Here is a 24,136-nt window from a genome sequence, read left to right as displayed (position 1 = left end):
TGGCCCCATGCGGGGGCGGTAACTGGATATCTTAATGCACGGCGCGGTGGGCCGGCGCATGGACCGTCTGCAAGAGGCGCCAATTCGATTTATGCTGCCGCTGGCGACGCAGCACAGCCGCATACCCATAACCGGATATGACCATGCCAGGAGACCACATGGCCCTCTCGATGTATGAAGTATCGATTCCCGCGTTTATCCGCGCCTTGAACAACCTGTCGGCCATTTTGGAAAAAGGCGCGGCGCATGCGCAGGCGCAGGGCATGGACCCCGCCGACCTGATCCAGACGCGACTGATCGCCGACATGGATACGCTGGCGAACCAGGTGCAACGCGCCAGCGATGCCGCGAAGGGCTGCGCGGCGCGGCTCGCGGGGATCGATGTGCCATCGTTTGCCGATACGGAAGCGACGTTTCCCGAACTGCAGGAGCGCATCGCGAAGACCGTGGACTTCCTGAAGTCGGTCCGTCCCGAGCAGCTCGAAGGCAGCGAAGCAAGAAGCATCGAACTGAAGCTCAGGCAGGGTGCCATCACCTTCGACGGGAAAAGCTATCTGCTGGGCTTTGCCCTGCCGAACTTCTACTTTCACATCACCACTGCCTACGACATCCTGCGCCACAAGGGCGTGCAGATCGGCAAGATGGATTACCTCGGCACGCGCTGAGCCCCCGGCCTTGCCCCGGGTGGGGCAATGGGCCGGAGTTCAGTGCATAGCGGCGCCGGCAGGCAGTGGGCCGCGTGCATCGAAACCGGCGGCGCGGTCCAGCCGGCCGCTCAGTTCCGTCAGGCCAAGCGCCACCAGCACAACCAGCGCGCCGATCCACGGCGTATGCATCAGGCCCAGGTGCGTGACGATCAGGCCACCGGCCCAGGCCGCCCCGGCAATGCCAAGGTTGAAGGCCGCGATGTTCAGCCCGGACGCCACGTCGACGGCATTGGGCGTATGGCGCTCCGCCTGCTTGACTACGTAGACCTGCAGGCCGGGCACATTGCCGAAGGCCACGGCACCCCAGGCCAGCACGGTGGCGACCACCAGCCAACGGTGAGGCGCGGTGAACGTCAGCACGAACAGCACCACGGCGAGCAACAGGAAGACCAGCCGCAGGGCGGGAATGGGGCCATGGCGATCGGCCAGGCGGCCGCCCCAGATATTGCCCACCGCCACGGATACGCCGTACACGAGCATCACCAGCCCGACGGCGCTGGCGCTGAAGCCCGATACATCCTGCAGGATCGACGCCAGGAAGGTGAACGGAATGAACGAGCCGCCATAGCCGATCGCCGTCTTCGCATACACCAGCAACAAGCGTGGCTCCGCCAGCACGCGGGCCTGCTGCAGCAGCGAGGCAGGCGGCGAATGCGGGATCGACGACGGCACGAACAGCAGGCTGCCGACAAAGGCGATCATGCCGAGTGCCGAGACGGCCAGGAAGGTCTCGCGCCAGCCGAAATGCTGGCCGATGAAGGTGCCCAGCGGAACGCCGGTCACCAGTGCGACCGTCAGGCCGGTGAACATGATGGCAATGGCACTGGCCGCCTTGTCCTTCGGCACCAGGCCGGTAGCGATGGTGGAGCCGATCGAGAAGAACACGCCGTGGGCCAGGCCGGTCAGGATGCGCGCGACGACCAGCGATTCATAGCTCGGCGCTTTCCAGGCAAGCAGGTTGCCAAGCGTGAAGAGCGCCATCAGCGAAAGCAACAGTGCCTTGCGCGGCAGCCGGCCGGTCAGTGCGGTAAGCACCGGAGCGCCGACCGCTACCCCAAGGGCATAAAGGCTGACCAGCATGCCGGCCGACGGCACGCTGATGTGCAGGTCGGTGGCGATGGTCGGGATCAGTCCGACGATCACGAATTCCGTCGTGCCGATGGCGAACGCGCTGAGTGTCAGCGCTAACAGGGCAATGGGCATGGTCTGCCTCCAGGAGAAGATGGGATGGCGGCAGTGTGCCTGTCTTACCTTTGCGGATTAAGGTGGTGAACGACAGAAGATATTTGAAATGAACGCAACAATGGTTCGTGCGTCCTGACGAGGCTGTCCGGTGCCCGGGCGAGAGGCGAGGTGATGGCGGCGACCCTTGCGCCACGTGCGGTGCGGTGGCCATCTCAGCGAAAACCCTGACTCGTCTGGTATACTTCCGCGTTGTCTGGCCGCTGCCGGATACAGCCTGCGAGAGGCCATGCGGAGCCCCGCCCCGATGCACTGCCGGAGGCCGCCTTGCCTCAAGCCATCTCTGATCCGGAGTCCTGGCCTCGCTCTCCCGACCCATGAAAGACTGGCCGCCATTGGCCGCTGAAACCATTGCGTTCCTGACCGGAGCGCGCCGCAAAGCATGACTTACGCCGTCAAGGAAATCTTCTATACGCTGCAGGGCGAAGGCGCCAACGCCGGCCGAGCCGCGGTGTTCTGCCGCTTTGCCGGCTGCAACCTGTGGAGCGGGCGCGAAGAGGACCGGTCCACTGCGGTTTGCCAGTTCTGCGACACGGATTTCGTCGGCACCGACGGCACGCGCGGCGGCAAGTACCGCACGGCCGGGGAACTGGCCGCGACGGTCGCTTCCGAATGGCCGCAAGGCGCCGGCGGCAAGCCGCTGGTGGTGTGCACCGGCGGCGAGCCGCTGCTGCAGCTCGATGGTCCGCTGATCGACGCGCTGCACGCGCAGGGCTTCGAGATCGCGATTGAAACCAACGGCACGATCGAGGTGCCGCCGGGAATCGACTGGGTTTGCGTGAGCCCCAAGATGGGCTCCGAACTCGTGGTCAGGAAGGGCGACGAGCTGAAGGTGGTGATGCCGCAGGCCGGGCAAGACTTCGCCGCATACGAGCAGCTGGATTTCCGGTATTTCCTGGTGCAAGCCATGGACGGCCCGCTGGCCCGCGAAAATACCGCCGCCGCCGTGGCGTTCTGCCAGCGACACCCGCGCTGGCGCCTGTCGCTGCAGACCCACAAGCTGCTGGGCATCCGCTGATTCAGGCGGATTCCTGTCCCGTGGCCGCAGCGTGGGCCACAATAGAGCCTGCGGACTCCGGCATGAAGTCCACCCAATGCAGGCCGCCTTGCAAGCGCCCGTACCCATGAGAAAACAAGTTTCCATTACCCGCCGGCTCGAATTCGATTCCGGCCATCGCATCCCGAACCACTGCGGCCAGTGCCGCAATATCCATGGCCATCGCTATCGCCTGGACCTGACGCTGTCGGGCGAGGTGCTGCATCGCGAGGGTGCGTCGGATGACGGCATGATCCTCGATTTCGGCGATATAAAGTCGCTGGCCCAGGACCACCTGGTGTCCAAATGGGACCATGCGTTCCTGATTTATCGCGGCGACACCGCGCTGCTGAACTTCCTGCAGTCGATGGAAGGGCACAAGACCGTGGTGCTGGACGCCATCCCGACGGTCGAGAACCTGGCGCAGATCGCCTTCGACATGCTGGCCCCGGTGTTCAAGGACTGCTTCGGCCACCATTTGCAACTGACCCGCCTGGTCCTGTTCGAAACGCCCAACTGCTGGGCCGAAGTCACCGCCACGGCGGAGCTGCCGGCACAGGACTGAGTCGCCCATGTCGGAAACCCGCACGGCGGAGGACATCGCGCGCGACGAGCGCTATATGCGCGCTGCCATGGACGAGGCGCGCCTGGCCGAAGCCGCGGGCGAGGTGCCGGTCGGCGCGGTGGTGGTGTGGAACGATGCCATCATCGCGCGCGGGCACAACCTGCCGATCACGTCGATGGATCCGTCGGCCCATGCCGAGATGCAGGCCCTGCGCGCGGCCGCGCAAGTGCTGGGCAACTACCGCATGCCCGAGTGCGAGCTGTACGTGACGCTGGAACCGTGCGCGATGTGCAGCGGCGCCATCCTCCATGCGCGCCTGCGCCATGTGGTGTTCGGCGCGACGGACCCGAAGACGGGTGCGGCCGGCAGCGTGGTGAACCTGTTCGAGCAGGCGCAGCTCAACCACCAGACCACCATGACGAGCGGCGTGCTGGCAGCCGAATGCGGGCAGATGCTGAAGGACTTCTTCGGCGCCCGGCGCCGCGCGCAGAAGGCCGCGCAACTCGCTGCACGAAGCTTGTCCGATCCCGAACAACCCTGATCAAGCCAACCCGTATGAGCACACCGAGCATCCAGCCGCATACCGAAGTCCGTCTGATCGCATCGTCCGGGTATCCGCACGATGTCGCCATCGCGGCACGCGGCTGTGCCTGGCTCAAGGCGCACGGGTACCACACGACCAACCCCGACGTGCTGGCGCGGCGCTACCTGCGCTTTGGCGGCACCGATGCCGAACGGCTCGCGGACCTGCATGCGATCGGCACCGGTACTCCGCACGAGCTCACGCTGGCCGTGCGTGGTGGCTACGGCATCGCACGACTGCTGGAGCGGCTCGATTTCGCGCAGATCGCCGAGCAAGCGCGCGCCAGCGGCACGCCCATCGTCGGCCACAGCGATTTCACGGCGTTCCAGCTGGCCTATCTGGCGGCAACCGGCGGCGTGACGTTTGCCGGGCCGATGCTGCTGGCGGATTTCGGCGCGGACATGGTCGACCCGTTCATGTGGGAGCACTTCGAAGGCATCCTGCGCGATCCGGCCTACACGGTGACGGTGCTGGCCCCGCAGGACGGCGGGCAGCCGTTCTCGGGCACGGTGGCGGGCACGCTGTGGGGCGGCAACCTGGCCATGCTGTGCAGCCTGCTGGGCACTCGCTTCATGCCGAAGGTGGAAGGCGGCATCCTGTTCCTGGAGGACATCAACGAGCCGCCGTATCGCGTGGAACGCATGCTGGTCCAGTTGCACCAGGCCGGCGTGCTCGGTGCGCAGCGCGCCGTCGTCCTTGGTGATTTTTCGAACTACCGCGTGACGGACTACGACAACGGCTACGACATGGACGCCGTCGTCGCCTACCTGCGCGACGAGTTGAAGGTGCCGGTGGTGACCGGCCTGCCGTTCGGCCACTGTGCGCGCAAGCTGACGCTGCCGGTTGGCGCGCAGGCGCAGCTCAGCGCAAGTGCGGAGGGGTTCACGCTGGGCCTTTCGGATTATCCGGTGCTGCCGGCCCTGGCCTGACGCGCTTTCGACCCGCACCCTCCGGTCGCCGGAAAGGCGTGCGGATGGTAAAATAATCGGTTATTTCCCCCATTTCCTCCGGGGTTCTCCCATGAACCGGGGCGCATCGCATTCGGCGGCGCCGCCCCGTTCCGGGAAGCCTGGCGCATTGGCGCCATACCCGTTTCCAGACAAGGTTCCAGACGTGCTTTCTACCGCAAACATCACCATGCAGTTCGGCCCCAAGCCGTTGTTCGAGAATATCTCGGTCAAGTTCGGCGAGGGCAACCGCTACGGCCTGATCGGCGCGAACGGCTGCGGCAAGTCCACCTTCATGAAGATCCTCGGTGGCGACCTGGAGCCGTCGTCGGGCAACGTCATGCTGGAGCCGGGCATTCGACTGGGCAAGCTGCGCCAGGACCAGTTCGCCTATGAAGACATGCGCGTGCTGGACGTCGTGATGATGGGCCACACCGAGATGTGGGCCGCCGCGCAGGAGCGCGACGCCATCTACGCCAACCCCGAAGCGACCGACGAAGACTACATGAAGGCCGCCGAACTGGAGGCCAAGTATGCCGAGTACGACGGCTACACCGCCGAGGCCCGTGCCGGCGAACTGCTGCTGGGCGTAGGCATTCCCACCACCCAGCACCAGGGCCCGATGAGCGACGTCGCGCCGGGCTGGAAGCTGCGCGTGCTGCTGGCGCAGGCACTGTTCTCGAACCCGGACGTGCTGCTGCTCGACGAGCCGACCAACAACCTGGACATCAACACGATCCGCTGGCTGGAGACTGTGCTCAACGAGCGCAACTCCACCATGATCATCATCTCGCACGATCGCCACTTCCTGAACTCCGTGTGCACGCACATGGCCGACATGGACTACGGCACGCTCAAGGTCTACCCGGGCAACTACGACGACTACATGGAAGCGTCGATGCAGGCCCGCGAGCGACAGATGGCCGCCAATGCGCGCGCCAAGGAGCGCATCAGCGAACTGCAGGACTTCGTGCGCCGCTTCTCGGCCAACAAGTCCAAGGCCCGCCAGGCGACCTCGCGCGCCAAGCAGATCGAGAAGATCAAGGTCGAGGACATCAAGCCCTCGTCGCGCCAGAACCCGTTCATCCGCTTCGAGTTCGAGAAGAAGCTGCACAACCTGGCGGTCGAGGTGGAAGGCATCACCAAGACCTACGACCGCAAGATCATCAACAACCTGTCGCTGGCGATCCAGGCCGGCGAGCGCGTGGCGATCATCGGCGAAAACGGCGCGGGCAAGACCACGCTGCTGCGCAGCCTGCTGAACGGCGCGGTGCAGACCGGCGTGCAGCGCGGTGTCGAGGTCGACCGCGGCCTGGTCAAGTGGGCCGAGAACGCCAACGTCGGCTACATGCCGCAGGACACCTACGAGGAATTCCCGACCGACCGCGACGTCATGGACTGGATGAGCCAGTGGACACAGGCCGGCGACGACGAGACCTCGCTGCGCGGCACGCTGGGCCGCCTGCTGTTCTCGGCGGACGACATCAAGAAGAACGTCAAGGTGCTGTCCGGTGGCGAAAAGGGCCGCATGATCTGGGGCAAGCTGATGCTGGGCCGCCACAACGTGCTGGCGCTGGACGAGCCGACCAACCACATGGACATGGAGTCGATCGAGTCGATGCAGATCGCGCTGGACAAGTTCCAGGGAACGCTGATCTTCGTCTCGCACGACCGCGAGTTCGTGAGCGGCCTGGCCACGCGCGTGATCGAAGTGCGTACCGATGGCACGCTGACGGATTACCTCGGCACGTATGACGAGTACCTGCAGTCGCAGGGCATCGACGGCTAAGCGCCCGAACCCGTGTCAACGCAAAGGCCGCCTCCGGGCGGCCTTTGTGCTTCTCGTTCGCTGTTTGCGACGGCTCGAGTTCAGCCGCCTGCGTCCATCCCCATCATCCTGACGAGCTCGTCGAGCTGCCCGGTGATGGCTTGCGCGGTGATCTCGCCCTTGGCCTTGAGCAGTGCGCCGTTGAGCGGGTCACGCAGGGCGATCAACGCCGGGAGATCGGTGGCTTTTTCGACCTTGACCTGCATGACGTAACCGCGCAGGCCAAGGTGCTGGCTGATGACGTCCGTGTAGAAGTGGTACAGGCGCTGGTAGGCCCGGATATCCGCCTCTGAGTGGGGCGCCGTAGCCGGCGCCTGGGCGGACTCCTGCGCTTCGACGCGGCGCATGGCATACATCGAGAAGAGATTGCTGTCCTCGCTGGCGGGTGCGGCCTTCACCGGGGCGGGCCGCTGCTGCGGGGCGGCTTCCGGCACGGTCTCGACCAGGGCCATTTGCACCAGCTGTTTGAGCGACTCCGACCCTATTCCCATGCCGTCAAGCTGCGACAGCAGTTCCTGCTCGCGCCGTTCGCCATTGACGATCAGCAGCAGGGCGCGCAGCTTGTGATCCAGCTTGCGCGCGCGCGTCTTGATCTCGTCAAGGCCGGCTTCGGTCTTGCGGTAAATCGGGTTAACCACGTCTCGCTCCCTGTTATGTATCCGCCGCGCTGGCGAGATCCCAGGGGCGCGGCCGATTATCGCCATCTGTTGCCTCGCGGATGGCGCAGCCTGAAAAACCGCCTGCTCCAATCCGCTCTACAATGTGGTGCACCATAAAAGTAACAAAATAATTGCAACCGCTGATTGACCAAACTGACAACTGTGGCCATGCAACAACGAGACAAACTCTTTATCAACGGCAAATGGGTCAGCCCGCACGGCACGGGGCTGATCGACGTCATCCATTCCACCACCGAAGCGGTCATGGGGCGTATCCCCGAGGGAAGCCCGCGCGACGCGGAAGACGCGATCCAGGCTGCCCGGGCCGCGTTTGATGGCTGGGCCAGCACGCCGCCGGCGGTGCGCGCCGACTATATCCGCAAGATCGCCGAGGGCCTGAAGGCGCGGACCGAAGAACTGGCCCAGCTGATTGCGGGCGAGGTCGGCATGCCGATCAAGCTGGCACGCGCGATCCAGGTCGGCGGCCCGGTCTACAACTGGGGCCAGGCCGCGAAGCTGGTGGAAAGCTTCGAATTCGAGGAAGAGGTCGGCAATTCGCTGGTCGTGCGCGAGCCGGTCGGCGTGGTGGCCGCGATCACGCCATGGAACTACCCGCTCAACCAGATCACGCTGAAGGTGGCGCCCGCGCTGGCCGCCGGCTGCACGGTGGTGCTCAAGCCGTCGGAAGTGGCGCCGCTCAATGCCTTCGTGCTGGCCGAGGTGATCGAAGCGGCAGGCCTGCCGCCGGGCGTGTTCAACCTGGTGACCGGGTATGGTCCGGTGGTAGGCGAGGTGCTGGCCAGCCATCCCGAGGTCGACATGGTGTCGTTCACGGGCTCGACCCGGGCCGGCAAGCGTGTGTCGGAACTGGCATCGCAGACCGTCAAGCGCGTGGCGCTGGAACTGGGCGGCAAGTCCGCCTCGGTGGTGCTGGACGATGCCGACCTGCCGGCGGCGGTGAAGGGCACCATCAATGCGTGCTTCCTGAATTCCGGCCAGACCTGCTCGGCGCATACGCGCATGCTGGTACCGCGCGGCCGCTATGACGAAGTGAAGGCGCTGGCCGCGAAGGTGGCCGAAGGCTTTACGGTGGGCGACCCGCTGCAGGAAACCACCCGGCTCGGGCCGCTGATTTCCGCGGTGCAGAAGGACCGCGTGACAGGTTATATCCGCCGTGGGCTGGAAGAGGGTGCCGAACTGGTCGCGGGCGGCCCCGACGCGCCGGCGGGCCTGGAGAAGGGCTTCTTCGTCAAGCCGACCGTGCTGGGCAATGTGGACCCGCGCGCCACGGTGGCGCAGGAGGAGATCTTCGGGCCGGTCCTGTCGATCATCTGCTACGACACCGAGGAAGACGCGGTGCGTATCGCCAACGACAGCGTCTATGGCCTGGGTGGCGGTGTCTGGGCCGGTGACGAAGCGCGCGCGATCCGCGTGGCGCGACGCATCCGTACCGGCCAGGTGGACATCAACGGCGGCCCGTTCAACATGCAGGCGCCGTTCGGCGGCTACAAGCAGTCCGGCAACGGGCGCGAGGCCGGCAAGTACGGGCTCGAGGAATTCCTCGAGTACAAGGCCCTGCAACTCAAGAAGCCGGCCTGATAGCCGATAATCCGTCCGGGTATCTGGGTCCAAGGCCCCGCATGGCAGCATGCGGGGCTTCTTGTTTGTGCGCGTTGGTGGCGATAATTGCCGCCAAACAAAAATTCTCTCGGGGAGATGACCGATGCGCTGGTTCCGACGGCTGGCCTGGCTGGTAGCGGTGCTGTTGCTGGTGTCCGCGGCGGCGCTGGCGGGCGGCTATATCTGGTATCGGCAGGCGTCGCAGCCGCAGTCGGCGGGCACGCTGGCGCTGCCCGGGCTGCACGGACGCGTCACCATCGTGCGCGATCGCAACGCCGTGCCGCATATCCAGGCTGCTTCGCGGCTGGATGCGTATTACGCGCTGGGCTTCGTGCATGCGCAGGACCGCCTATGGCAGATGCAGATGAACAAGCGCATCGTCGCGGGCCGGCTCGCCGAGATCCTCGGGCCCAAGGCGCTCGATACCGACCGCTTCCTTCGCACGCTGGGCGTGCGCCGCAATGCCGAGGCAATCTTCGCGCAGCTCGAACCGGACTCGCGTGCCGCATTGCAGGCTTATGCGGCCGGCGTGAACGCCTATATCGACCAGCGCAAGGAACCGCTGCCGCCCGAGTTCGTGATCCTGCGGACGCGTCCGGAGCACTGGGAGCCCGCCGACACGCTCGGCTGGCAGACCATGATGGCATGGGACCTGGGCGGCAACTGGACCCAGGAAACCCTGCGCATGGCGCTGTCGCAGGTATTGCCGACCGCGCGCATCAGCGAGCTGCTGGCACCGTATCCGGGCGAGCGGCCGGTCCGCACGCTGGACTACGGCAACCTGTACCGCCACCTGGCCCCGCTGGCCTCGGCGCTGGCCCGCGCCGGCGACATGGCGCCGCCCGGCTACGTGGAAGGAATGGGATCGAACAACTGGGTGGTGTCCGGCGCGCATACGCGGTCGGGCAAGCCCATGCTGGCGAATGACCCGCACCTCGGCCTGCAGGCGCCAGCGCTCTGGTACCTGGCTAGGCTGCAGGCGCCGGGGCTGGACGTGGCCGGCGCCACGCTGCCTGGGTCGCCGCTGGTCGTGTTGGGCCATAACGCGCGCATTGCCTGGGGTTTCACCAATACGGCGCCGGACGTCCAGGACCTGTTCCTCGAACGCCTGCAGCCGGGCAGCACCGAGAAATACCAGACGCCGGATGGCTGGGTGTCGTTCCTGACGCGTGCCGAGACCATCCATGTCAAGGGCGCGGCCGATGTCACCCTGACGGTGCGCGAAACCCGTCACGGCCCGGTCATTTCCGATGTGGCCGAACCCGTCGCCAATGCCGCGGCCCCGCTAGGCGCGCGTTACGTCGTGGCGTTCCAGTGGACGGCGCTGCGCCCTGACGATCTCACCTTCCAGGCCGGGCTGAAGATGAACCTGGCCACCGACTGGGCGAGTTTCACGCAAGCGCTGCGCGACTTCCACTCGCCGCAGCAGAACATGGTTTATGCCGACGTGGACGGCAATATCGGTTTCATCGCGCCGGGACGGGTTCCGCTGCGCCGCGCCGACAACGATCTCAAAGGTTTGGCGCCGGCACCGGGCTGGGACGCGCGCTATGACTGGAACGGCTTTATCCCGTTCGAGCACCTGCCGCGTGCCTACAACCCGCCCAACGGCATCATCGTGACGGCGAACCAGCGCATCGTCGGGCCCGACTATCCCTACTTCATCACGAGCGAATGGACCGTGCCGTATCGCTACCAGCGCATCCGCGCGCTGCTCGATGGCGTGCCGCGCCATACGTTCGAGTCGTTCGGGGCCATCCAGAAGGACGTGGTCTCGCTGGCCATGCGCGATGTCCTGCCGCTGCTGCTGGCAGCGCCCGTGGCGAATGACGCCACCCGGCCACAGCGCGAGCGCGAACTGTTCGAGGCGTTGCGCAACTGGGACGGCACCATGGATGCCGCGGCGCCGCAGCCGCTGATCGTCACTGCCTGGCTGCGCGAGCTGTCGCGCCGGCTGTTCGAGGACAAGGTCGGCGAGGCGCTGTTCCAGCGCATGTGGGAGCAGCGCAACGTGCAGCAGCCGATGCTCAACATCCTGCGCAATGCCGCCGGCCCCGGCTCGCTCGGCAGCTTCTGGTGCGACAAGTCTGGGACGACCGAGCACGAGACCTGCGCCGATGCTGTCGCGGATGCGTGGACACTCGCGCTCGCCGACCTCTCGCGGCGCTATGGCGACAACCCCGGCAAATGGCGCTGGGGCAATGCGCATGCGGCCCGCTCCGAACACAAGCCGTTCGGCAAGCAGCCGTACCTGTCGGGGTTGTTCAACCTGCGCGTGCCGACCGGAGGCGACACCTACACGGTCAATGTCGGGCGCAACAACCCGCGCGACGAGCAGGCGCCGTTCGAGAGCACGCACGCAGCCAGCCTGCGCGCGCTCTATGACCTGGCCGACCTGGATGCCTCGCATTTCATGGATTCGACCGGACAGTCGGGCAATCCGGTGTCGCCGAACTACCGCGACTGGACCGGCAAGTGGGCGGCGGTGGAGTACATCACGCTGGCGCGGCGGCGTGAACCGGCGCGCGAACCGTTCGACACGCTGGTGCTGGAGCCCGCCACGGCAAAGGAAGGGGGCAGTCGTGGCAAATAGCCGCGTTGCGGACGTCCTTGACCGAATGGCAGTACTATTTCGGGCCATCCCATCGGCAGGAGCCGTGCATGGCAACGTCCACCCCTTCGCGTACCACTCACATCATCCAGCACGTCGCCTTTGAACACGGCGGCGTGATTGCCGAAGCGCTGCGCGCGCGCGGCCACGCCCTGCAGGTATTCCAGGCCGGCGTCGATGACCTCCAGCCCATTGCGGACCATCCGGCCGACCTGCTGCTGGTGCTCGGCGGACCGATCGGGGTCTATGAGACCGAGGCGTACCCGTGGCTGGAACAGGAAATCGCGCTGATTCGCGCGCGCCTTGCCGCCAAGGGGAAGGTGATCGGGGTTTGCCTCGGGGCGCAGCTGATTGCGCGGGCCTGCGGTGCGCGCGTGTACCCGGGAACGCGCGAAATCGGCTGGGCGCCGATCGTGCCGACCGCCACTGGTCGTGCCTCGGCATTGGCCGAACTGGCCACGGCCAACTGGGAGGTCTTGCACTGGCACGGCGACACCTTCGATCTGCCCGCGGGGGCGGAACTGCTGGCATCGACCGCCGCGGTGCCCAACCAGGCGTACGCCATCGGCAACCAGGTCCTGGCGCTGCAGTTCCATCCGGAAGTGCTGCCGCGCGATATCGAGGCCTGGCTGATCGGCCACACGGTTGAACTGGGCAAGGCGGGCATTGACCCGCGCACCATCCGCGCGCGTACCGCGGAAATCGGCGAGACAGTCGCGGCGGCGGGCCGCCGCATGTTCGCGCGCTGGCTCGACGAGGCCGGCCTGTGAACCGCACCGACCTGCCCGCGCTGCGTGGCGTTCCGGTCGATGCGGTCCTGATCGGCCAGGTTCGCCCTTTCGGCCCGCAGGGTGTGCCGAGCGGCATCGACAAGCGGGCGATCGCGGATGCTGTGCGGGTGACTGCGCTTGGCCTGTCGGGCGATGGCCAGGGCGATCCGAAGCACCATGGCGGTCCGGAAAAGGCGCTGCATCACTACGCATACGACCATTACGCGGCCTGGCGGGCCGAGCTTGCGGATCTCTGCGCGCCGGCCGGCACGGTCTTGTCCGCGCCGGGGGCCTTTGGCGAGAACTTGAGCACCACGGGGCTCACCGAAGCGGACATCTGCATCGGCGACCGCTTCCGCCTTGGCACCGCACTGGTGGAGGTGTCGCAGGCGCGCCAGCCATGCTGGAAGCTGAACCATCGCTTCGGGCACGCAGGCTTGTCGCGCGCGGTGCAGCAGAGCCTGCGCACGGGCTGGTACTACCGCGTGCTGGAAGAGGGCGAACTGCGCGTGGGCGACGGACTAATGTTGGTCAGCCGTCCGTATCCGGACTGGAGCATGGCCCGCCTGCTGCGCGTGCTTTATGTGGATCGCCTGGACTATGCGGCGTTGGCCGAGATGGCCGAGTTGCCGCCGCTGGCCGAGAGCTGGCGCAAGCTGGCCCGCCAGCGGCTGGCGAAGCACGAAGTCGAGGACATGGAAAAGCGCCTGACAGGCGGCTGAAACGGGAAGCGGCCGGCTACGCTCGGCCCTGGCGGAAGCGCCGGGCCGTGCCCTCGCGCGTGATGCGTTCCCAGACCGCCTGCTTTTCCCCATCGCTCAGGAATACCCAGTTGCTGACTTCCGAGGCGGTGCGTCCGCACCCTTGGCAGATTTCGTCGAACAGCGTCGAGCAGATGCCGACGCAGGGGCTGTCAGGGCGGTCAGCCAGTCCGGTGGCGTCGGACTGGACGGCGGACAGGACGGAGTCTGAGGGGGAAGACGACATGCAGGCGTGGAAAGGGCTGGCAGTCGGGCATTATAAACGGGCTGCTGCTGCGGCCCCGGTTCCATGCGCGGACAGATTTGAAGCGAGTGCCGCCGGCAGGGCATGGAATCATTCCGATTACCTCGGAGGTCGTTGAGCCGCTGCATCATGCCGCGTACGCTGCGTTGCGTTGACCATCGATCCCAAGGAGCCACAGATGCGCGAAGCCATCGCCCCAGCCGTTTCCGTTCCCGCCGTGACGCACCCCCGCATGCGGCAGATGGTGGAGGAGGTCCTGATGGGCTCGCCGGTCGCGCGCGCGCTCGGCGTGCAGCTCCAAGTGCTCAAGCCGGAGCACGTGGAGCTGGTATTGCCGTACAGGCAGGAGAACGTCACCCTGGGCAACACGGTCCACGGTGGCGTGATCGCCACGCTGATCGATATCGCGGGCGCTGCCGCCGCGGCCTCCGGTGCCGATCCGGAGCAGGTGAAGGGCGGGGCCACGGGTTCGCTCACCATCCAGTACCTGGCCCCGGCAAACGGAGCAGGCCTGCGCGCCGTCGCGAGCGTGGTGCGGCGCGGCCGCCGGCAGGTGATCAGCGATGTCGAGGTGTACGCCGAAGCGTCCGATGCCGGCATCCTGGTGGCCAAGGCGCTGATGAGCAGCACGATGTTCGGGTAAAGGTCGAAGGTCGCCACGACCCTTTACCCGGCTTCGCCCGCTGGGCAATTCCTACATCTTGCCGACCTTCGGCGGCTGGTTTCGACCATGCGTGGGCCGTGGGCGGGACATGCCCGTCGGCGCTGGCCTTGCCGTGGCGCGGGTTTCGTCTCCCGCCACCCCGGCACGTCCGCCGGGCACCAATCCTGCTAGTTGGCGGAAATGGACAGCGCATGGACGTCGGGGAACCGGTTCCGATTGCTTGAGAACGGGGAGGAGTTCTTCCCGAGCCTGATCGTGGCCATTGGTGCCGCGCGCAGCAGCGTGCTGCTGGAAACGTTCATCCTGGCCGACGACGAGGTCGGCAAGCCGCTTGCCGACGCACTGGTGGCGGCCGCGCAACGGGGCGTGGACGTCGCGCTGACCGTCGATGGTTTCGGCACGGCCGAGCTCTCCGCCGACTATATGGCGCGACTGGCCGAAGCTGGCGTTGCGGTGCGCATGTTCTCGCCGGGCCACCACCTGCTGGGCAAGCGGACCAATCTGTTTCGACGGCTGCATCGCAAGCTGGTGGCGATCGATGCGTCCATCGCCTTTGTCGCGGGGATGAACCTGTGCGTCGATCACCTGGTCCAGGCCAGCCCCAGAGCCAAGCAGGACTATGCCGTGGAGGTGCAAGGGCCGGCCGCGCAGGTGATCCACGCATTCATGCTGGAGGCCATTGGCGCGGCTGCCACCGGGCCTTACGCCACGCACCGGTGGCGGCGTCCGGCTGCGCCTGGCAACACTGCGTTCGAACCCTCGCTGCCCGGGGCCGCGTTGCTCGTGACGCGCGACAACCACGAGCACCGCAACGACATCGAGCGGCATTACCTGATGGCGATCCGCGCGGCACGGCACGAGATCATCATTGCCAACGCCTACTTCCTGCCGGGCTATCGGCTGCTGCAGGCGATCTGCGCCGCGGCGCAGCGCGGCGTCGATGTGCGGCTGATCCTGCAAGGCCGGCCGGACATGCTGTGGGTCAAGCGCGCCGTCGACATGCTGTATGCGCGCTTGCGCGAATCGGGTGTGCGGATATTCGAATTCTGCGAGCGGCCGAACCATAGCAAGGTGGCCGTGGTGGACGATGACTGGGCCACAGTGGGATCCAGCAATCTCGACCCCTTGAGCCTGTCGCTGAACCTCGAAGCCAATCTCGTGATCCGCGATAAGGCGTTCGTGGCCTTGCTCAAGGATAACCTGCGCGGCCTGATGTCCCGCAGCTGCACCGAGATCTCCGCGGCCGAAGGGCGGCACGAGGCGTGGTGGCACGGCATCGTCACGCCGGTGATCTTCCACTTCCTGCGCAAGTTTCCCGCGTGGGCGGGATGGCTGCCGGCCCATACGCCGCAGCTGGTGTCGCCGGAGGTACCGGAGCCGGCCATCGATGCGCCGGCTGGGATGGACGTGGACAACGCTCAACGGGATGGTCCATGAAGGCCACGGTCCGCCTCCGCCAGACTCTGCGGCGCGGCAAGCCCTGGCCGATCATCCGGCGCGTGGCAGTCATCGCCTTCGTGGCGCTCGTCGTGTACCTGATCTATCACAGCCTGCGAGGCGTCGACTGGGCGCAGGTATGGCAGGCCCTGACGCGCTACAACGTCGCCACGCTGTTGCCGGTGATGGGCCTGGCCTGCGTCAGCTTTGCCCTGCATGCCTCGTTCGACGTCCTCGGGCGCCAATACACCGGACACCACCTATCCACGCCGCGCGTCATGCTGATCGCGTTTATCGCCTATATCTTCAATCTCAACGTGGGGGCGGTGGTGGGCGGGCTGGGCATGCGGCTGCGGCTCTATTCGCGCGCGAACGTCAGCGGGTCGCAAGTGGCCGGCGTCTACACCATTGCCGTCATTACCAACTGGACCGGCTACATGCTGCTGGCCGGCGGCGTGCTCGCCATCGTGCCGCCCCTATTACCGGTCGAGTGGGGTGTCACGCCATGGATGCTGCGCGCCATCGGCTTGCTGATGCTGACATGCGGGCTGCTCTACTGGCTGGCCTGCGCGAAGGCCAGCACACGCAGCATACGGTTCAGGAAGCGCGTGTTCCGGCTGCCCGGATTCCGTTTTGCCTTGCTGCAGACAGCGTTGTCCGTCACGAACTGGATCGTGCTCGCCAGCATCCTGAATTTGCTGCTGCCCAAAGAAGTGACCCTGTGGCAGTCGCTCACCGCCTTGCTGGTCGGCGCGGTCGCCGGCGCGATTGCCCATATCCCGGCCGGTATCGGCGTCCTGGAAAGCGTGTTCGTGCTGCTGCTGCGTCCGGTCGCCCCCGAGCATGTCGTGGTCGCGGCCCTGATCGCTTACCGGGCGCTCTATTACCTGTTGCCGATGGTGATCGCGTCGGCGATGTACGCGTGGATGGAACTGCGCGGCGCGCCCGCGACGGGGCAGGCCGACCATGCCTGAAGCGTCAGCGGGACATCCACGCCCGCGGGCGCCACATACTCCGTCATGCGCCGCCGCGACAGATCCATATGGGCGCGCGGAACCGTTTCCGGACGACTGGGCCGGATAAAGCTCGCTTCGCGGGACCGGTCATCTCCGTCCTAAGCATGACCAGTACACCGAAATCAAGACGATCCGGATCGACGTGCCGGCCCCGGCACGGTAACGTACGACCCTTCATGCATTTATCGATGGCCCCACCCAAATGGCATTCATGCAAAGAAAACAGGCAACGCTGATCGGACTCGTGGCCGTGCTGCTCTGGAGTTCGATCGTCGGCCTGATCCGCGGCGTCAGCCAAAGCTTCGGCGCCACGGGCGGGGCAGCCCTGATCTACACGGTCGCCGCCGTGCTGCTCTGGTTCTCGGTGGGGCCGGTGCGGCGAGGCGCGCTGCCGCGCAGCTATCGGCTCTGGGGCAGCCTGTTGTTCGTCTCGTACGAACTGTGCCTGTCGCTGTCGATCGGCTATGCCAACAGCGGGAGGCAGGCCATCGAGGTCGGCATGGTCAATTACCTCTGGCCCACGTTCACGATGCTGGCTGCGATCCTGTTCAACCGGCAGCGGGCAAACTGGCTGATCGTGCCCGGCTTCCTGGTGGCCATCCTGGGCATTGCGTCGGTGCTGGGCGGTGATCAGGGACTTGATCTGCAGAGCATGGCTGGCAACGTGCGGGACAACCCCTTGAGCTACGGCCTGGCGTTTGCCGGTGCGGTGATCTGGGCGGGCTACTGCACGGTGACGGCGCGCATTGCGCAGGGCAAGAACGGCGTCACGCTGTTCTTCATCCTGACGGCGCTCGCGCTGTGGGCGAAGTACCTGTTCACCGGCGGCGAGATCATCAGCTTCAGCGTCGCTGGCCTGATCTACCTGGCGTTGGCGGCTTGTGCAATGGGCTTTGGCTATGCCGCGTGGAATGTCGGCATCCTGCATGGCAACGTGACGGTCCTGGCCGGCGCGTCATATTTCATCCCGGTGCTTTCGGCTGCCCTGGCCGCTGCGCTGCTGCATGCGCCGCTTTCCCTCGCGTTCTGGAAAGGGGCGGCGATGGTTTGCGCGGGCTCCGTCCTGTGCTGGCTGGCTACGCGTGGGCGAGGGGAGCGAGCGTCCGCGTCGTCCGGTTCAGGTCAGACGACATAGCAACTTCACCCGGGGCTACGTATCCCAAGGGAATTTAGCAATGTCGGGGGCCATAGCCAGGTCGCCATGGCGAGCGGTTTCCCGCATGGCAGCCGCTGGGGGCCTGAAGGACACCGAGGAGCTCGGCGGCGGCACCAAGGCCATCTTTCAGCTCGACGCGTTCTCGAAGCGCACGGACGTCTACGTGCAAGCGATGGTCCAGCACGGCGCCGCCTACTTCGCCTTTGCGCGCAGCGCGCGTATGGTCGCCGGGGCGCCGTTCAGGAACATGTCGACTTTCTGCCGGACCACGGCTTCCATGTCGGTCGGCACCTTGAGCCCGTAAATCCACTTGCGCACGCCGATATAGAAGATCGCGGCGTGCAGGCCCCAGATCATCTCGATCTCGGCTTCGGTCTCCGCCGCGTCACGGGGGGCGGGAATGCCGAACTCGGCCCTGACCTCGGCCAGCACGGGCACGAACACCTTGCTGCGCAGCTTGCCGAGGTATTTCTTGTTGATGCCTTCGTGCGTGAGCCCGGCGAAGATGAACAGCCGGATCCATTCTTCGCGGAGGATGACGGACGAGTAGTCGAGGTAGAACGCGTAGAGCCGTTCCGTCAGCGGCAGGGAGCGGTCGGTGATCTGCTGGTCCCAGTCCGGACGCCACTGGAACACCTCGTTGTAGACGCGTTCGATCAGTGCATCCTTGCTCTCGAAATAGCGGTACAGCAGCGGTTGCGTGACGCCGATCTGCCGTGCCAGCTCGCGCGTGCTGCCGCCGAAGCCGTTGCGCGTGAAGTGCTCGATGGCCTTTTCGACAATCTGTTGCTCGCGTTCCTCCGGCAACAGCCGCCGCGTGCCCTTGGCAACGGCGTCTTCCATGTCGGGTTCGTGGCCTGTCTCCATGACGTTCTCTTTCGCCATTGCGATGCGGATGATGGCGGATTGTACCAATCGCGCGATCCGCGAGAAGACGGGCAGGCGCGGTTGTCCGCGTCCGCCCGTCGGCATTGGGACGTGCGGCGCTAGCTCGCCGACTTGCCACCCATGCCCAGTTCGCAGTCCACGCGCTGGTTCTGGTAGGCGGCCCGTTCCCAGGCGCCGCGCGCCGAGCGGTCAGTGACCGAGAACACATAGATCCCGGCAAAGGCCGCCAGCATCGAGAACAGCGCGGGGTACTCGTACGGATAGACCGGCGAGGCATGGCCCAGCACCTGCACCCAGACGGTGGGACTGAGGATGGTCAGCACGACCGCCGTCACAAGTCCCATCATGCCTCCGAGCACAGCGCCGCGCGTGGTCAGGCCGCGCCAGTAGATCGACAGCAGCAGGACAGGGAAATTGGAGCTGGCGGCGATCGAGAAGGTGAGGCTGACGATGAATGCAATGGTCTGCTTCTCGAACAGGATCCCGAGCAGGATCGACAGCACGCCCAGCACCAGCGTGGTGAGGCGCGACACCCGCATCTCGTCCTTGTCCGAAGCCTGGCCCTGGCGGATCACCGTCGCATACAGATCATGCGAAATGGCCGACGACCCCGCCAGTGTCAGACCCGCCACGACCGCGAGAATGGTAGAGAACGAGACGGCGCAGATGAAGCCGAGGAAGACATTGCCGCCGACCGCATGCGCCAGGTGCACGGCCACCATATTGACGCCGCCGATCACCGCGCCCGCGCCGTTGTGATAGAGCGGGTCCGGTGCCACCAGCGCGATCGTGCCGAAGCCGATCACGATGATCATGGCGTAGCCGGCGCCGACGATGCCAGTCGCATAGAGCACGCTCTTGCGCGCGGCCTTGACGTTTGCGACGGTGAAGAAGCGCATCAGGATGTGCGGCAGGCCCGCGGTGCCGAAGATCAGCGCCATGCCCAGCGACACGGCCGAAACCGGATCGGAAACCAGGCCGCCGGGGCGCATGATCGCGTCATGCTTGCCGTGGGCCGTGATGGCGTGCTCGAACAAGGTGTCTAGGCTGAAGCCGAAACGGCTCAGCACCATGAAGGCCATGAACGCGCACCCGGCCAGCAGCATGACCGCCTTGATGATCTGGATCCACGTGGTGGCCAGCATGCCGCCGAAGAACACGTAGACCACCATCAGGACGCCGACCAGCACGACCGCCGATGTGTAGTTGAACCCGAACAGCAGTTCGACCAGTTTGCCGGCGCCCACCATCTGAGAGACCAGGTAGAGCAGCACGATCACGATCGAGCTCGATGCCGAGAAGCCGCGGATCGGGCGCTGCCGGAGACGGTAGGAAAGCACGTCGGCCAGCGTATAGCGGCCCAGGTTGCGCAGCGGTTCGGCGATCAGGAACAGGATGATCGGCCAGCTTGCCAGGAAGCCGATCGAGTAGATCAGGCCATCGTAGCCGCTGGTGAAGACCAGTGCCGAGATGCCCAGCAGCGAGGCGGCCGACATGTAGTCCCCCGCAATGGCCCAGCCATTCTGCATGGCCGTGATCTTGCCGCCGGCGGCGTAGTGATCGGCCACGCTGTGGTTGCGCCTGGCAGCCCAGCGCGTGATGGCAAGCGTCGCCGCGACGAACGCCAAGAACATGCCGATCGCGATCAGGTTCAGCCCCTGGCCGACGGGCGGCGTGGCGGCGCAGGCCGGGGTGGTCGCCGCCAGCGCGGCAACCGTGGTCAGCAGGTGTTTCATGACGGTTCTCCGTTGCGGATGTCCGCGATCATCCTGTCGTAGACGGTGTTGCTTCGATGCACGTAGATGGCGACGAGCGCGAAGGTGAACGCGAACATGCCGAAGCCGATCGGGATGCCGATGCTCATCGGCCGGCCGGCCACCAGCGGCTGGGCAAGCAGGTCCGGCCTGAAGGCCAGGGTCAGGATGAAGCCGAAGTAGACCAGCAGCATGGCGGCGGTAAGCGACCATGAGAAGCGCCGTCGCATGCGGTGCAGGCGCTCGAAGGCCGGCTCGCTCAGCATCGGGTGCGGCACGGCGGGCGTGTCGGATGCGGCAAGGCCAAGGCCAGCCGGGCAGGGGGCAGCTTGGGGCATGGTGTTGTCTCCCAGTGATTGTCGTTCAGGTTTCAGAAGCGCCGCGACACGGCGGTTTCGCGCATGACGGCCTCGGGCGTGCGATAGCGTTCGGCCATTTCGCGGTCCTGTGCGCTGCGCAGTTGTGCCTGCATATACGCGCCAAGATGCCGCGCATGCTCGACGACGGCCTGGCCGACCGGCACGCGTTCGGCGCTGTAACGTTCCAGCGCGGCTTCGACGGGTTCGTGCCCGGCCAGCGCGCGGACCAGCGCCATGGCATCGCCGGCCGCCTTGGTGACGCCCATGCCGCAATGCGGACGCGCGACAAAGGCGGCATCGCCGAGCAGTGCGATCCGGCCGAAGGCCATGCGCGGCACGGTCAGGTCGTAGATCGGCTGGAACAGCGGCTGCGGCGTCCTGGCGACGACTTCGGCGAACGGGGGCGCGAGCAGGTCGGTGGCGGCGCTTTCCATGTCGGCCAGCACATCGGGGCGGATCAGGCCCGGCGGGATGCCATGGGCCCACACCTTGCCCGTGGCGTCCGTCAGCAAGTCCGGCAGCTGATCGACCTCCCGAGTCGCGCGGTACCAGACGAAGTTGTAGCGGCGCCGGCCCGGTTCGGTGCTGTTGCCTTCGCCCGCCACCGGGTAGCCCAGGATCTGCTCGTGCGGCGGCAGGCAGAAGGCAAACTTGCCGAAGATGGCGGCATGCGTGTCCGCAGAAAGCCGCGCCTCATCCACCAGGCCGCGCCAGGCAATGTAGCCCGCGTACTCAAGGCGCACCGATGGCAGCAGGCGTTCGCGCACGGCGGAACGGAAGCCGTCCGCGGCGATGACGATATCGGCGTGGTGTGTCGACCCGTCCTGCAGCGTGACCACGGCGTGGTCGGCATGCGAATCCACGGCGGTCACCGTGGCACCCGTGCGGTAGACGCCGGAGAAGGCCTTGGCCAATACGTCGTACATCTTTCCCCATGCCGTCAGCGTCTGCGGCATCGGGCGTTCGGACACGGCGCCGCCGTCGCGCGAGAGCGTTACGCGGGCCTCGACGCGAACGCCGATGCTGTCATCGATTACCACGCCGGCGGCGGCGAGCGCCTCGAACAGCTCGGGGTGGGTGACGATGCCGGCGCCGCGGCCCGTCAGCGCCTCGGGCGTTCGCTCGAAGATCTCGACGTCCCAGCCATCGCGCAAGAGCATGTTGGCGGCAAACAGCCCGCCGAGCGAGCCACCGACGAGGATGGCCCTGGGTTTCCGGTTCGGTGCGGGGTTCATGCCATGGCTCCGTCAGTGGATTGCGCCGCGTGCGGCAGTTCCAGGCCGGCGACTTCGCTGGCCGGATAGTTCAGTTCGATGGTCACGCCCGACGGGTCTTCCAGGAAGACCTGGTGCAGGCCGAGGCTTGGGACGGTGCGGTCGCGCCACGCAATCCCGGCGGCGCGCAGGGTCGCCCACATCTCGCGCACGCCGGTGGCCAGGAAGGCGATGTGGTCGAGCGTGCCGGTGCCCGACGCAGGCCGGGCCTTGTCGCCGAGATAGGCAGACAGCCCCGAGGGATCATCGGGGTCCACGCCAATGATGTGCACGGTGCCGTAGTCGCGTTCGTCGTCGCCCATGTAGAGCCACGCGCCGGGAAAGTCGAACGGTGGGCGGTATCCGCGACGGAAACCCAGGATGCGTTCGTAGAACGCGCAGGACCGCTCCAGGTCGGTGGTGCGGATCGAGAAATGTGCCAGCCTGGCCAGTGCCATCGCTTCCTCCTTAATTTATCAATTGATCAGTGATCGGTTGATAAATAATAGGGCGAAAGATACGATCAGCCAAGGGCGGGGAAGGTGGTATTAACCCTGATCCGGCGGATGCGATGAACGGGGACGGTGTCGCTGCAAACGCGTCCGGCAGCGTGTCGTCGGCGGCACAAGGCATCGTGCTCGGCAATAATGGCAGCCACTGCATGAACGCTGAGGCAAACGATGGACAAGCTGCTGGCTTTGAAGATGTTCGTGGAGACGGTGGATGCCAAGGGCTTTTCCGCCGCCGCGCGCCGCCTGAACCTGGCGACGTCGTCGGTCACGCGCGCGCTGGACGGCCTGGAGGATTCGCTTGGCGCGGTCCTGCTGAACCGCTCGACGCGCCTGATTTCGGTCACCGAGGCCGGTGCTGCTTACTACCAGCGCGCCCGCAGCATCCTGGATGCCGTCGCGGAGGCCGACGCGCTGATCGCTGACCGGGGCGACGTGCCGGTCGGGCAACTGCGTGTGTCGCTGCCCGTGGCGTTCGGGCGCCAATGCATCGCGCCCTATCTTGGCGGCTGGCTGGCGAAGTATCCGCAGGTCGAACTCGACGTGACGCTGACCGATGACATCGTCGACCTGCTGGGCGAACGGATCGACCTGTCCGTGAGGCTGGGCAGCCCGGCATCCTATGACAACGTGGTGGCGCGGGAGATCGGCGTGTTTCGCCGCCGCGTCGTGGCCAGCCCCGCCTATCTGGAAAAGCACGGCATGCCGGCCGAACCGGTCGACCTGGTGAACCATCGCTGCAGCCGTTTCAGCTACGGGTCGCGGGATCAGGTCTGGACCTTCCGGCAGGGCGAGACCGAGATTCGGGTCCCCGTCAGGGGGCATTTCCGCAGCAATAACATCGATGTCCTGCGCGATGTGGCGCTCGCTGGAGGCGGCATCGGGCTGCTGCCGGACTGGCTGGTCGATGACGATATCGACAGCCAGCGGCTGACGGTGCTGTTTGACGCGTGGTCGGTCAATCCGGACCAGGCGAGTTCGGCGATCTCCGCGCTGTATCTGCCGAACCAGCGCGGCTCGCGGCGGATCGGCGCATTCCTGGAGTTCCTGGCGGAACTGCCAGGGCCGACGCGCCGCCGGCCCTGACTGCACGCGCCGGGCGATGGTTCAAGCGGACGGCAGCCTGCCTTCGAATGCGTCTTCCGGCAATTGCCGGATGCGGTCACGCCCGAGCGGCCGCGACGTTCCCCCCAGCGTGTGGCAAAGCTTGTGATGCAGTCCTGCCGTCACGCTGCCGAGCACGGTCACGCGCCATAGAGCGCGTCGCTGCGTGCGTTGCGCACGGCCTCGCCGGTGCGGTCCGCCGTCACCGCGCTGAGATTGACTTCAACCGAATCAATGGCGGTTACGCGCTTCCTTCCTTCATGGGCAGCAAGGCCGGTGGCGGTATTGGCTTGCGGCACCGCTTCTAAAGAACCCGGACCCGGTGCACGAGCAGCGATTCATGCACCGTGTTGATCAATCTATAGGAATTATGCAATTCCCTCCCTTGAGCGAGGAGACCAGAATCAATTCGCGTGCAGGTGC

At 66.1% G+C, this 24,136-nt stretch carries 24 protein-coding genes; 15 read left to right on the top strand and 9 right to left on the bottom strand.

Features of this window, described 5'->3' with window-relative positions; translation table 11 throughout:
* Positions 1-158: 158 nt before the first annotated feature.
* Positions 159-665: a DUF1993 domain-containing protein gene (locus tag AC3FKG_RS15100; RefSeq protein ID WP_483708219.1), complete on the top strand. Its 507-nt coding sequence runs from the start codon at positions 159-161 to the stop codon at positions 663-665.
* Positions 666-704: 39 nt separating this feature from the next.
* On the opposite strand, the gene AC3FKG_RS15095 is transcribed toward AC3FKG_RS15100, so the two are convergent.
* Positions 705-1,910 (bottom strand): MFS transporter, encoded by a 1,206-nt coding sequence (locus AC3FKG_RS15095; protein WP_483708218.1) that lies wholly within the window; start codon positions 1,908-1,910, stop codon positions 705-707.
* Positions 1,911-2,331: 421 nt separating this feature from the next.
* On the opposite strand from AC3FKG_RS15095, the gene queE reads away from it, so the two are divergent.
* The 5 genes from queE (at position 2,332) to AC3FKG_RS15070 (ending at position 6,869) form a co-directional block, all read left to right on the top strand.
* A complete protein-coding gene (queE, locus tag AC3FKG_RS15090; protein ID WP_483708217.1) occupies positions 2,332-2,967 on the top strand; it encodes a 7-carboxy-7-deazaguanine synthase in 636 nt (211 codons plus the stop codon).
* Between the two features lie 106 nt (positions 2,968-3,073).
* On the top strand, positions 3,074-3,550 hold the full coding sequence (locus tag AC3FKG_RS15085) for a 6-pyruvoyl trahydropterin synthase family protein (protein WP_488743443.1): 477 nt from the start codon (positions 3,074-3,076) through the stop codon (positions 3,548-3,550).
* A 7-nt stretch (positions 3,551-3,557) separates the two neighbouring features.
* Positions 3,558-4,091 (top strand): tRNA adenosine(34) deaminase TadA, encoded by a 534-nt coding sequence (gene tadA, locus AC3FKG_RS15080; RefSeq protein WP_488743442.1) that lies wholly within the window; start codon positions 3,558-3,560, stop codon positions 4,089-4,091.
* Positions 4,092-4,105: 14 nt separating this feature from the next.
* Complete coding sequence (gene ldcA, locus AC3FKG_RS15075; RefSeq protein WP_483708214.1) at positions 4,106-5,062, top strand: muramoyltetrapeptide carboxypeptidase; 957 nt, start codon at positions 4,106-4,108, stop codon at positions 5,060-5,062.
* Positions 5,063-5,246: 184 nt separating this feature from the next.
* Positions 5,247-6,869 carry an ABC-F family ATPase gene (locus tag AC3FKG_RS15070; protein WP_483708213.1) on the top strand — a complete coding sequence of 541 codons (1,623 nt, stop codon included), beginning with the start codon at positions 5,247-5,249 and terminating at the stop codon, positions 6,867-6,869.
* Positions 6,870-6,949: 80 nt separating this feature from the next.
* Here the strand turns inward: AC3FKG_RS15070 and AC3FKG_RS15065 are convergent, their stop codons facing one another.
* A complete protein-coding gene (locus AC3FKG_RS15065; RefSeq protein ID WP_483708212.1) occupies positions 6,950-7,546 on the bottom strand; it encodes a hypothetical protein in 597 nt (198 codons plus the stop codon).
* Positions 7,547-7,735: 189 nt separating this feature from the next.
* Between AC3FKG_RS15065 and AC3FKG_RS15060 the strand changes: the two genes are divergently transcribed.
* The 4 genes from AC3FKG_RS15060 to AC3FKG_RS15045 all read left to right on the top strand — a co-directional run bounded on the left by AC3FKG_RS15060 (position 7,736) and on the right by AC3FKG_RS15045 (position 13,290).
* Complete coding sequence (locus AC3FKG_RS15060; protein WP_488743441.1) at positions 7,736-9,166, top strand: aldehyde dehydrogenase family protein; 1,431 nt, start codon at positions 7,736-7,738, stop codon at positions 9,164-9,166.
* A 124-nt stretch (positions 9,167-9,290) separates the two neighbouring features.
* Positions 9,291-11,780, top strand: coding sequence for a penicillin acylase family protein (locus tag AC3FKG_RS15055; RefSeq protein ID WP_483708209.1), 2,490 nt, complete (start codon positions 9,291-9,293; stop codon positions 11,778-11,780).
* A gap of 68 nt (positions 11,781-11,848) precedes the next feature.
* Positions 11,849-12,568, top strand: a complete 720-nt coding sequence (locus AC3FKG_RS15050; RefSeq protein ID WP_488743440.1) for a glutamine amidotransferase — start codon at positions 11,849-11,851, stop codon at positions 12,566-12,568.
* Positions 12,565-13,290 carry an MOSC domain-containing protein gene (locus AC3FKG_RS15045; protein ID WP_488743439.1) on the top strand — a complete coding sequence of 242 codons (726 nt, stop codon included), beginning with the start codon at positions 12,565-12,567 and terminating at the stop codon, positions 13,288-13,290. The genes AC3FKG_RS15050 and AC3FKG_RS15045 overlap by 4 nt, the downstream gene beginning before the upstream one ends.
* A 16-nt stretch (positions 13,291-13,306) precedes the next feature.
* Here the strand turns inward: AC3FKG_RS15045 and AC3FKG_RS15040 are convergent, their stop codons facing one another.
* Positions 13,307-13,555, bottom strand: coding sequence for a DUF1289 domain-containing protein (locus tag AC3FKG_RS15040; RefSeq protein WP_488743438.1), 249 nt, complete (start codon positions 13,553-13,555; stop codon positions 13,307-13,309).
* A 196-nt stretch (positions 13,556-13,751) separates the two neighbouring features.
* Between AC3FKG_RS15040 and AC3FKG_RS15035 the strand changes: the two genes are divergently transcribed.
* The 4 genes from AC3FKG_RS15035 to yddG all read left to right on the top strand — a co-directional run bounded on the left by AC3FKG_RS15035 (position 13,752) and on the right by yddG (position 17,825).
* Entirely contained in the window at positions 13,752-14,216 is a 465-nt protein-coding gene (locus AC3FKG_RS15035; RefSeq protein ID WP_488743437.1) for a PaaI family thioesterase, read from the top strand.
* Between the two features lie 201 nt (positions 14,217-14,417).
* The gene (gene clsB, locus AC3FKG_RS15030; protein WP_488743436.1) at positions 14,418-15,674 is read left to right on the top strand and encodes a cardiolipin synthase ClsB; all 1,257 of its coding nucleotides are present in this window, start codon (positions 14,418-14,420) and stop codon (positions 15,672-15,674) included.
* On the top strand, positions 15,671-16,648 hold the full coding sequence (locus tag AC3FKG_RS15025; protein ID WP_488743435.1) for a lysylphosphatidylglycerol synthase domain-containing protein: 978 nt from the start codon (positions 15,671-15,673) through the stop codon (positions 16,646-16,648). The genes clsB and AC3FKG_RS15025 overlap by 4 nt, the downstream gene beginning before the upstream one ends.
* 253 nt (positions 16,649-16,901) lie before the next feature.
* Positions 16,902-17,825, top strand: coding sequence for an aromatic amino acid DMT transporter YddG (gene yddG, locus AC3FKG_RS15020; RefSeq protein WP_488743434.1), 924 nt, complete (start codon positions 16,902-16,904; stop codon positions 17,823-17,825).
* Between the two features lie 213 nt (positions 17,826-18,038).
* On the opposite strand, the gene AC3FKG_RS15015 is transcribed toward yddG, so the two are convergent.
* The 5 genes from AC3FKG_RS15015 to AC3FKG_RS14995 all read right to left on the bottom strand — a co-directional run bounded on the left by AC3FKG_RS15015 (position 18,039) and on the right by AC3FKG_RS14995 (position 22,558).
* A complete protein-coding gene (locus AC3FKG_RS15015; RefSeq protein ID WP_483708198.1) occupies positions 18,039-18,713 on the bottom strand; it encodes a TetR/AcrR family transcriptional regulator in 675 nt (224 codons plus the stop codon).
* Between the two features lie 119 nt (positions 18,714-18,832).
* Entirely contained in the window at positions 18,833-20,470 is a 1,638-nt protein-coding gene (actP, locus tag AC3FKG_RS15010) for a cation/acetate symporter ActP (RefSeq protein WP_488743433.1), read from the bottom strand.
* Positions 20,467-20,826, bottom strand: coding sequence for a DUF485 domain-containing protein (locus AC3FKG_RS15005; protein ID WP_488743432.1), 360 nt, complete (start codon positions 20,824-20,826; stop codon positions 20,467-20,469). Before AC3FKG_RS15005 ends, actP begins: the two co-directional genes overlap by 4 nt.
* A 32-nt stretch (positions 20,827-20,858) precedes the next feature.
* A complete protein-coding gene (locus tag AC3FKG_RS15000; protein ID WP_488743431.1) occupies positions 20,859-22,082 on the bottom strand; it encodes an FAD binding domain-containing protein in 1,224 nt (407 codons plus the stop codon).
* Entirely contained in the window at positions 22,079-22,558 is a 480-nt protein-coding gene (locus AC3FKG_RS14995) for a VOC family protein (RefSeq protein WP_488743430.1), read from the bottom strand. Before AC3FKG_RS14995 ends, AC3FKG_RS15000 begins: the two co-directional genes overlap by 4 nt.
* 222 nt (positions 22,559-22,780) lie before the next feature.
* Between AC3FKG_RS14995 and AC3FKG_RS14990 the strand changes: the two genes are divergently transcribed.
* Complete coding sequence (locus AC3FKG_RS14990; protein WP_483708191.1) at positions 22,781-23,695, top strand: LysR family transcriptional regulator; 915 nt, start codon at positions 22,781-22,783, stop codon at positions 23,693-23,695.
* Positions 23,696-23,853: 158 nt separating this feature from the next.
* On the opposite strand, the gene AC3FKG_RS14985 is transcribed toward AC3FKG_RS14990, so the two are convergent.
* Positions 23,854-24,012, bottom strand: coding sequence for a hypothetical protein (locus tag AC3FKG_RS14985; protein WP_488743429.1), 159 nt, complete (start codon positions 24,010-24,012; stop codon positions 23,854-23,856).
* Between the last annotated feature and the right edge of the window lie 124 nt (positions 24,013-24,136).

The sequence above is a fragment of the Cupriavidus sp. 22TCCZM04-2 genome (genome assembly GCF_057798895.1).
This window is presented reverse-complemented; position numbering and strand designations above follow the sequence as displayed.

Coding starts and splice junctions, on each gene's coding strand:
- actP (WP_488743433.1), bottom strand. CDS start 20,470: ATGAAACACCTGCTGACCACGGTTGCCGCGCTGGCGGCGACCACCCCG.
- yddG (WP_488743434.1), top strand. CDS start 16,902: ATGCAAAGAAAACAGGCAACGCTGATCGGACTCGTGGCCGTGCTGCTC.
- queE (WP_483708217.1), top strand. CDS start 2,332: ATGACTTACGCCGTCAAGGAAATCTTCTATACGCTGCAGGGCGAAGGC.
- AC3FKG_RS14995 (WP_488743430.1), bottom strand. CDS start 22,558: ATGGCACTGGCCAGGCTGGCACATTTCTCGATCCGCACCACCGACCTG.
- ldcA (WP_483708214.1), top strand. CDS start 4,106: ATGAGCACACCGAGCATCCAGCCGCATACCGAAGTCCGTCTGATCGCA.
- AC3FKG_RS14990 (WP_483708191.1), top strand. CDS start 22,781: ATGGACAAGCTGCTGGCTTTGAAGATGTTCGTGGAGACGGTGGATGCC.
- AC3FKG_RS15100 (WP_483708219.1), top strand. CDS start 159: ATGGCCCTCTCGATGTATGAAGTATCGATTCCCGCGTTTATCCGCGCC.
- AC3FKG_RS15005 (WP_488743432.1), bottom strand. CDS start 20,826: ATGCCCCAAGCTGCCCCCTGCCCGGCTGGCCTTGGCCTTGCCGCATCC.
- AC3FKG_RS15085 (WP_488743443.1), top strand. CDS start 3,074: ATGAGAAAACAAGTTTCCATTACCCGCCGGCTCGAATTCGATTCCGGC.
- AC3FKG_RS15060 (WP_488743441.1), top strand. CDS start 7,736: ATGCAACAACGAGACAAACTCTTTATCAACGGCAAATGGGTCAGCCCG.
- AC3FKG_RS15050 (WP_488743440.1), top strand. CDS start 11,849: ATGGCAACGTCCACCCCTTCGCGTACCACTCACATCATCCAGCACGTC.
- clsB (WP_488743436.1), top strand. CDS start 14,418: ATGGACAGCGCATGGACGTCGGGGAACCGGTTCCGATTGCTTGAGAAC.
- tadA (WP_488743442.1), top strand. CDS start 3,558: ATGTCGGAAACCCGCACGGCGGAGGACATCGCGCGCGACGAGCGCTAT.
- AC3FKG_RS15040 (WP_488743438.1), bottom strand. CDS start 13,555: ATGTCGTCTTCCCCCTCAGACTCCGTCCTGTCCGCCGTCCAGTCCGAC.
- AC3FKG_RS15025 (WP_488743435.1), top strand. CDS start 15,671: ATGAAGGCCACGGTCCGCCTCCGCCAGACTCTGCGGCGCGGCAAGCCC.
- AC3FKG_RS15095 (WP_483708218.1), bottom strand. CDS start 1,910: ATGCCCATTGCCCTGTTAGCGCTGACACTCAGCGCGTTCGCCATCGGC.
- AC3FKG_RS15000 (WP_488743431.1), bottom strand. CDS start 22,082: ATGAACCCCGCACCGAACCGGAAACCCAGGGCCATCCTCGTCGGTGGC.
- AC3FKG_RS15015 (WP_483708198.1), bottom strand. CDS start 18,713: ATGGAGACAGGCCACGAACCCGACATGGAAGACGCCGTTGCCAAGGGC.
- AC3FKG_RS15055 (WP_483708209.1), top strand. CDS start 9,291: ATGCGCTGGTTCCGACGGCTGGCCTGGCTGGTAGCGGTGCTGTTGCTG.
- AC3FKG_RS15035 (WP_488743437.1), top strand. CDS start 13,752: ATGCGCGAAGCCATCGCCCCAGCCGTTTCCGTTCCCGCCGTGACGCAC.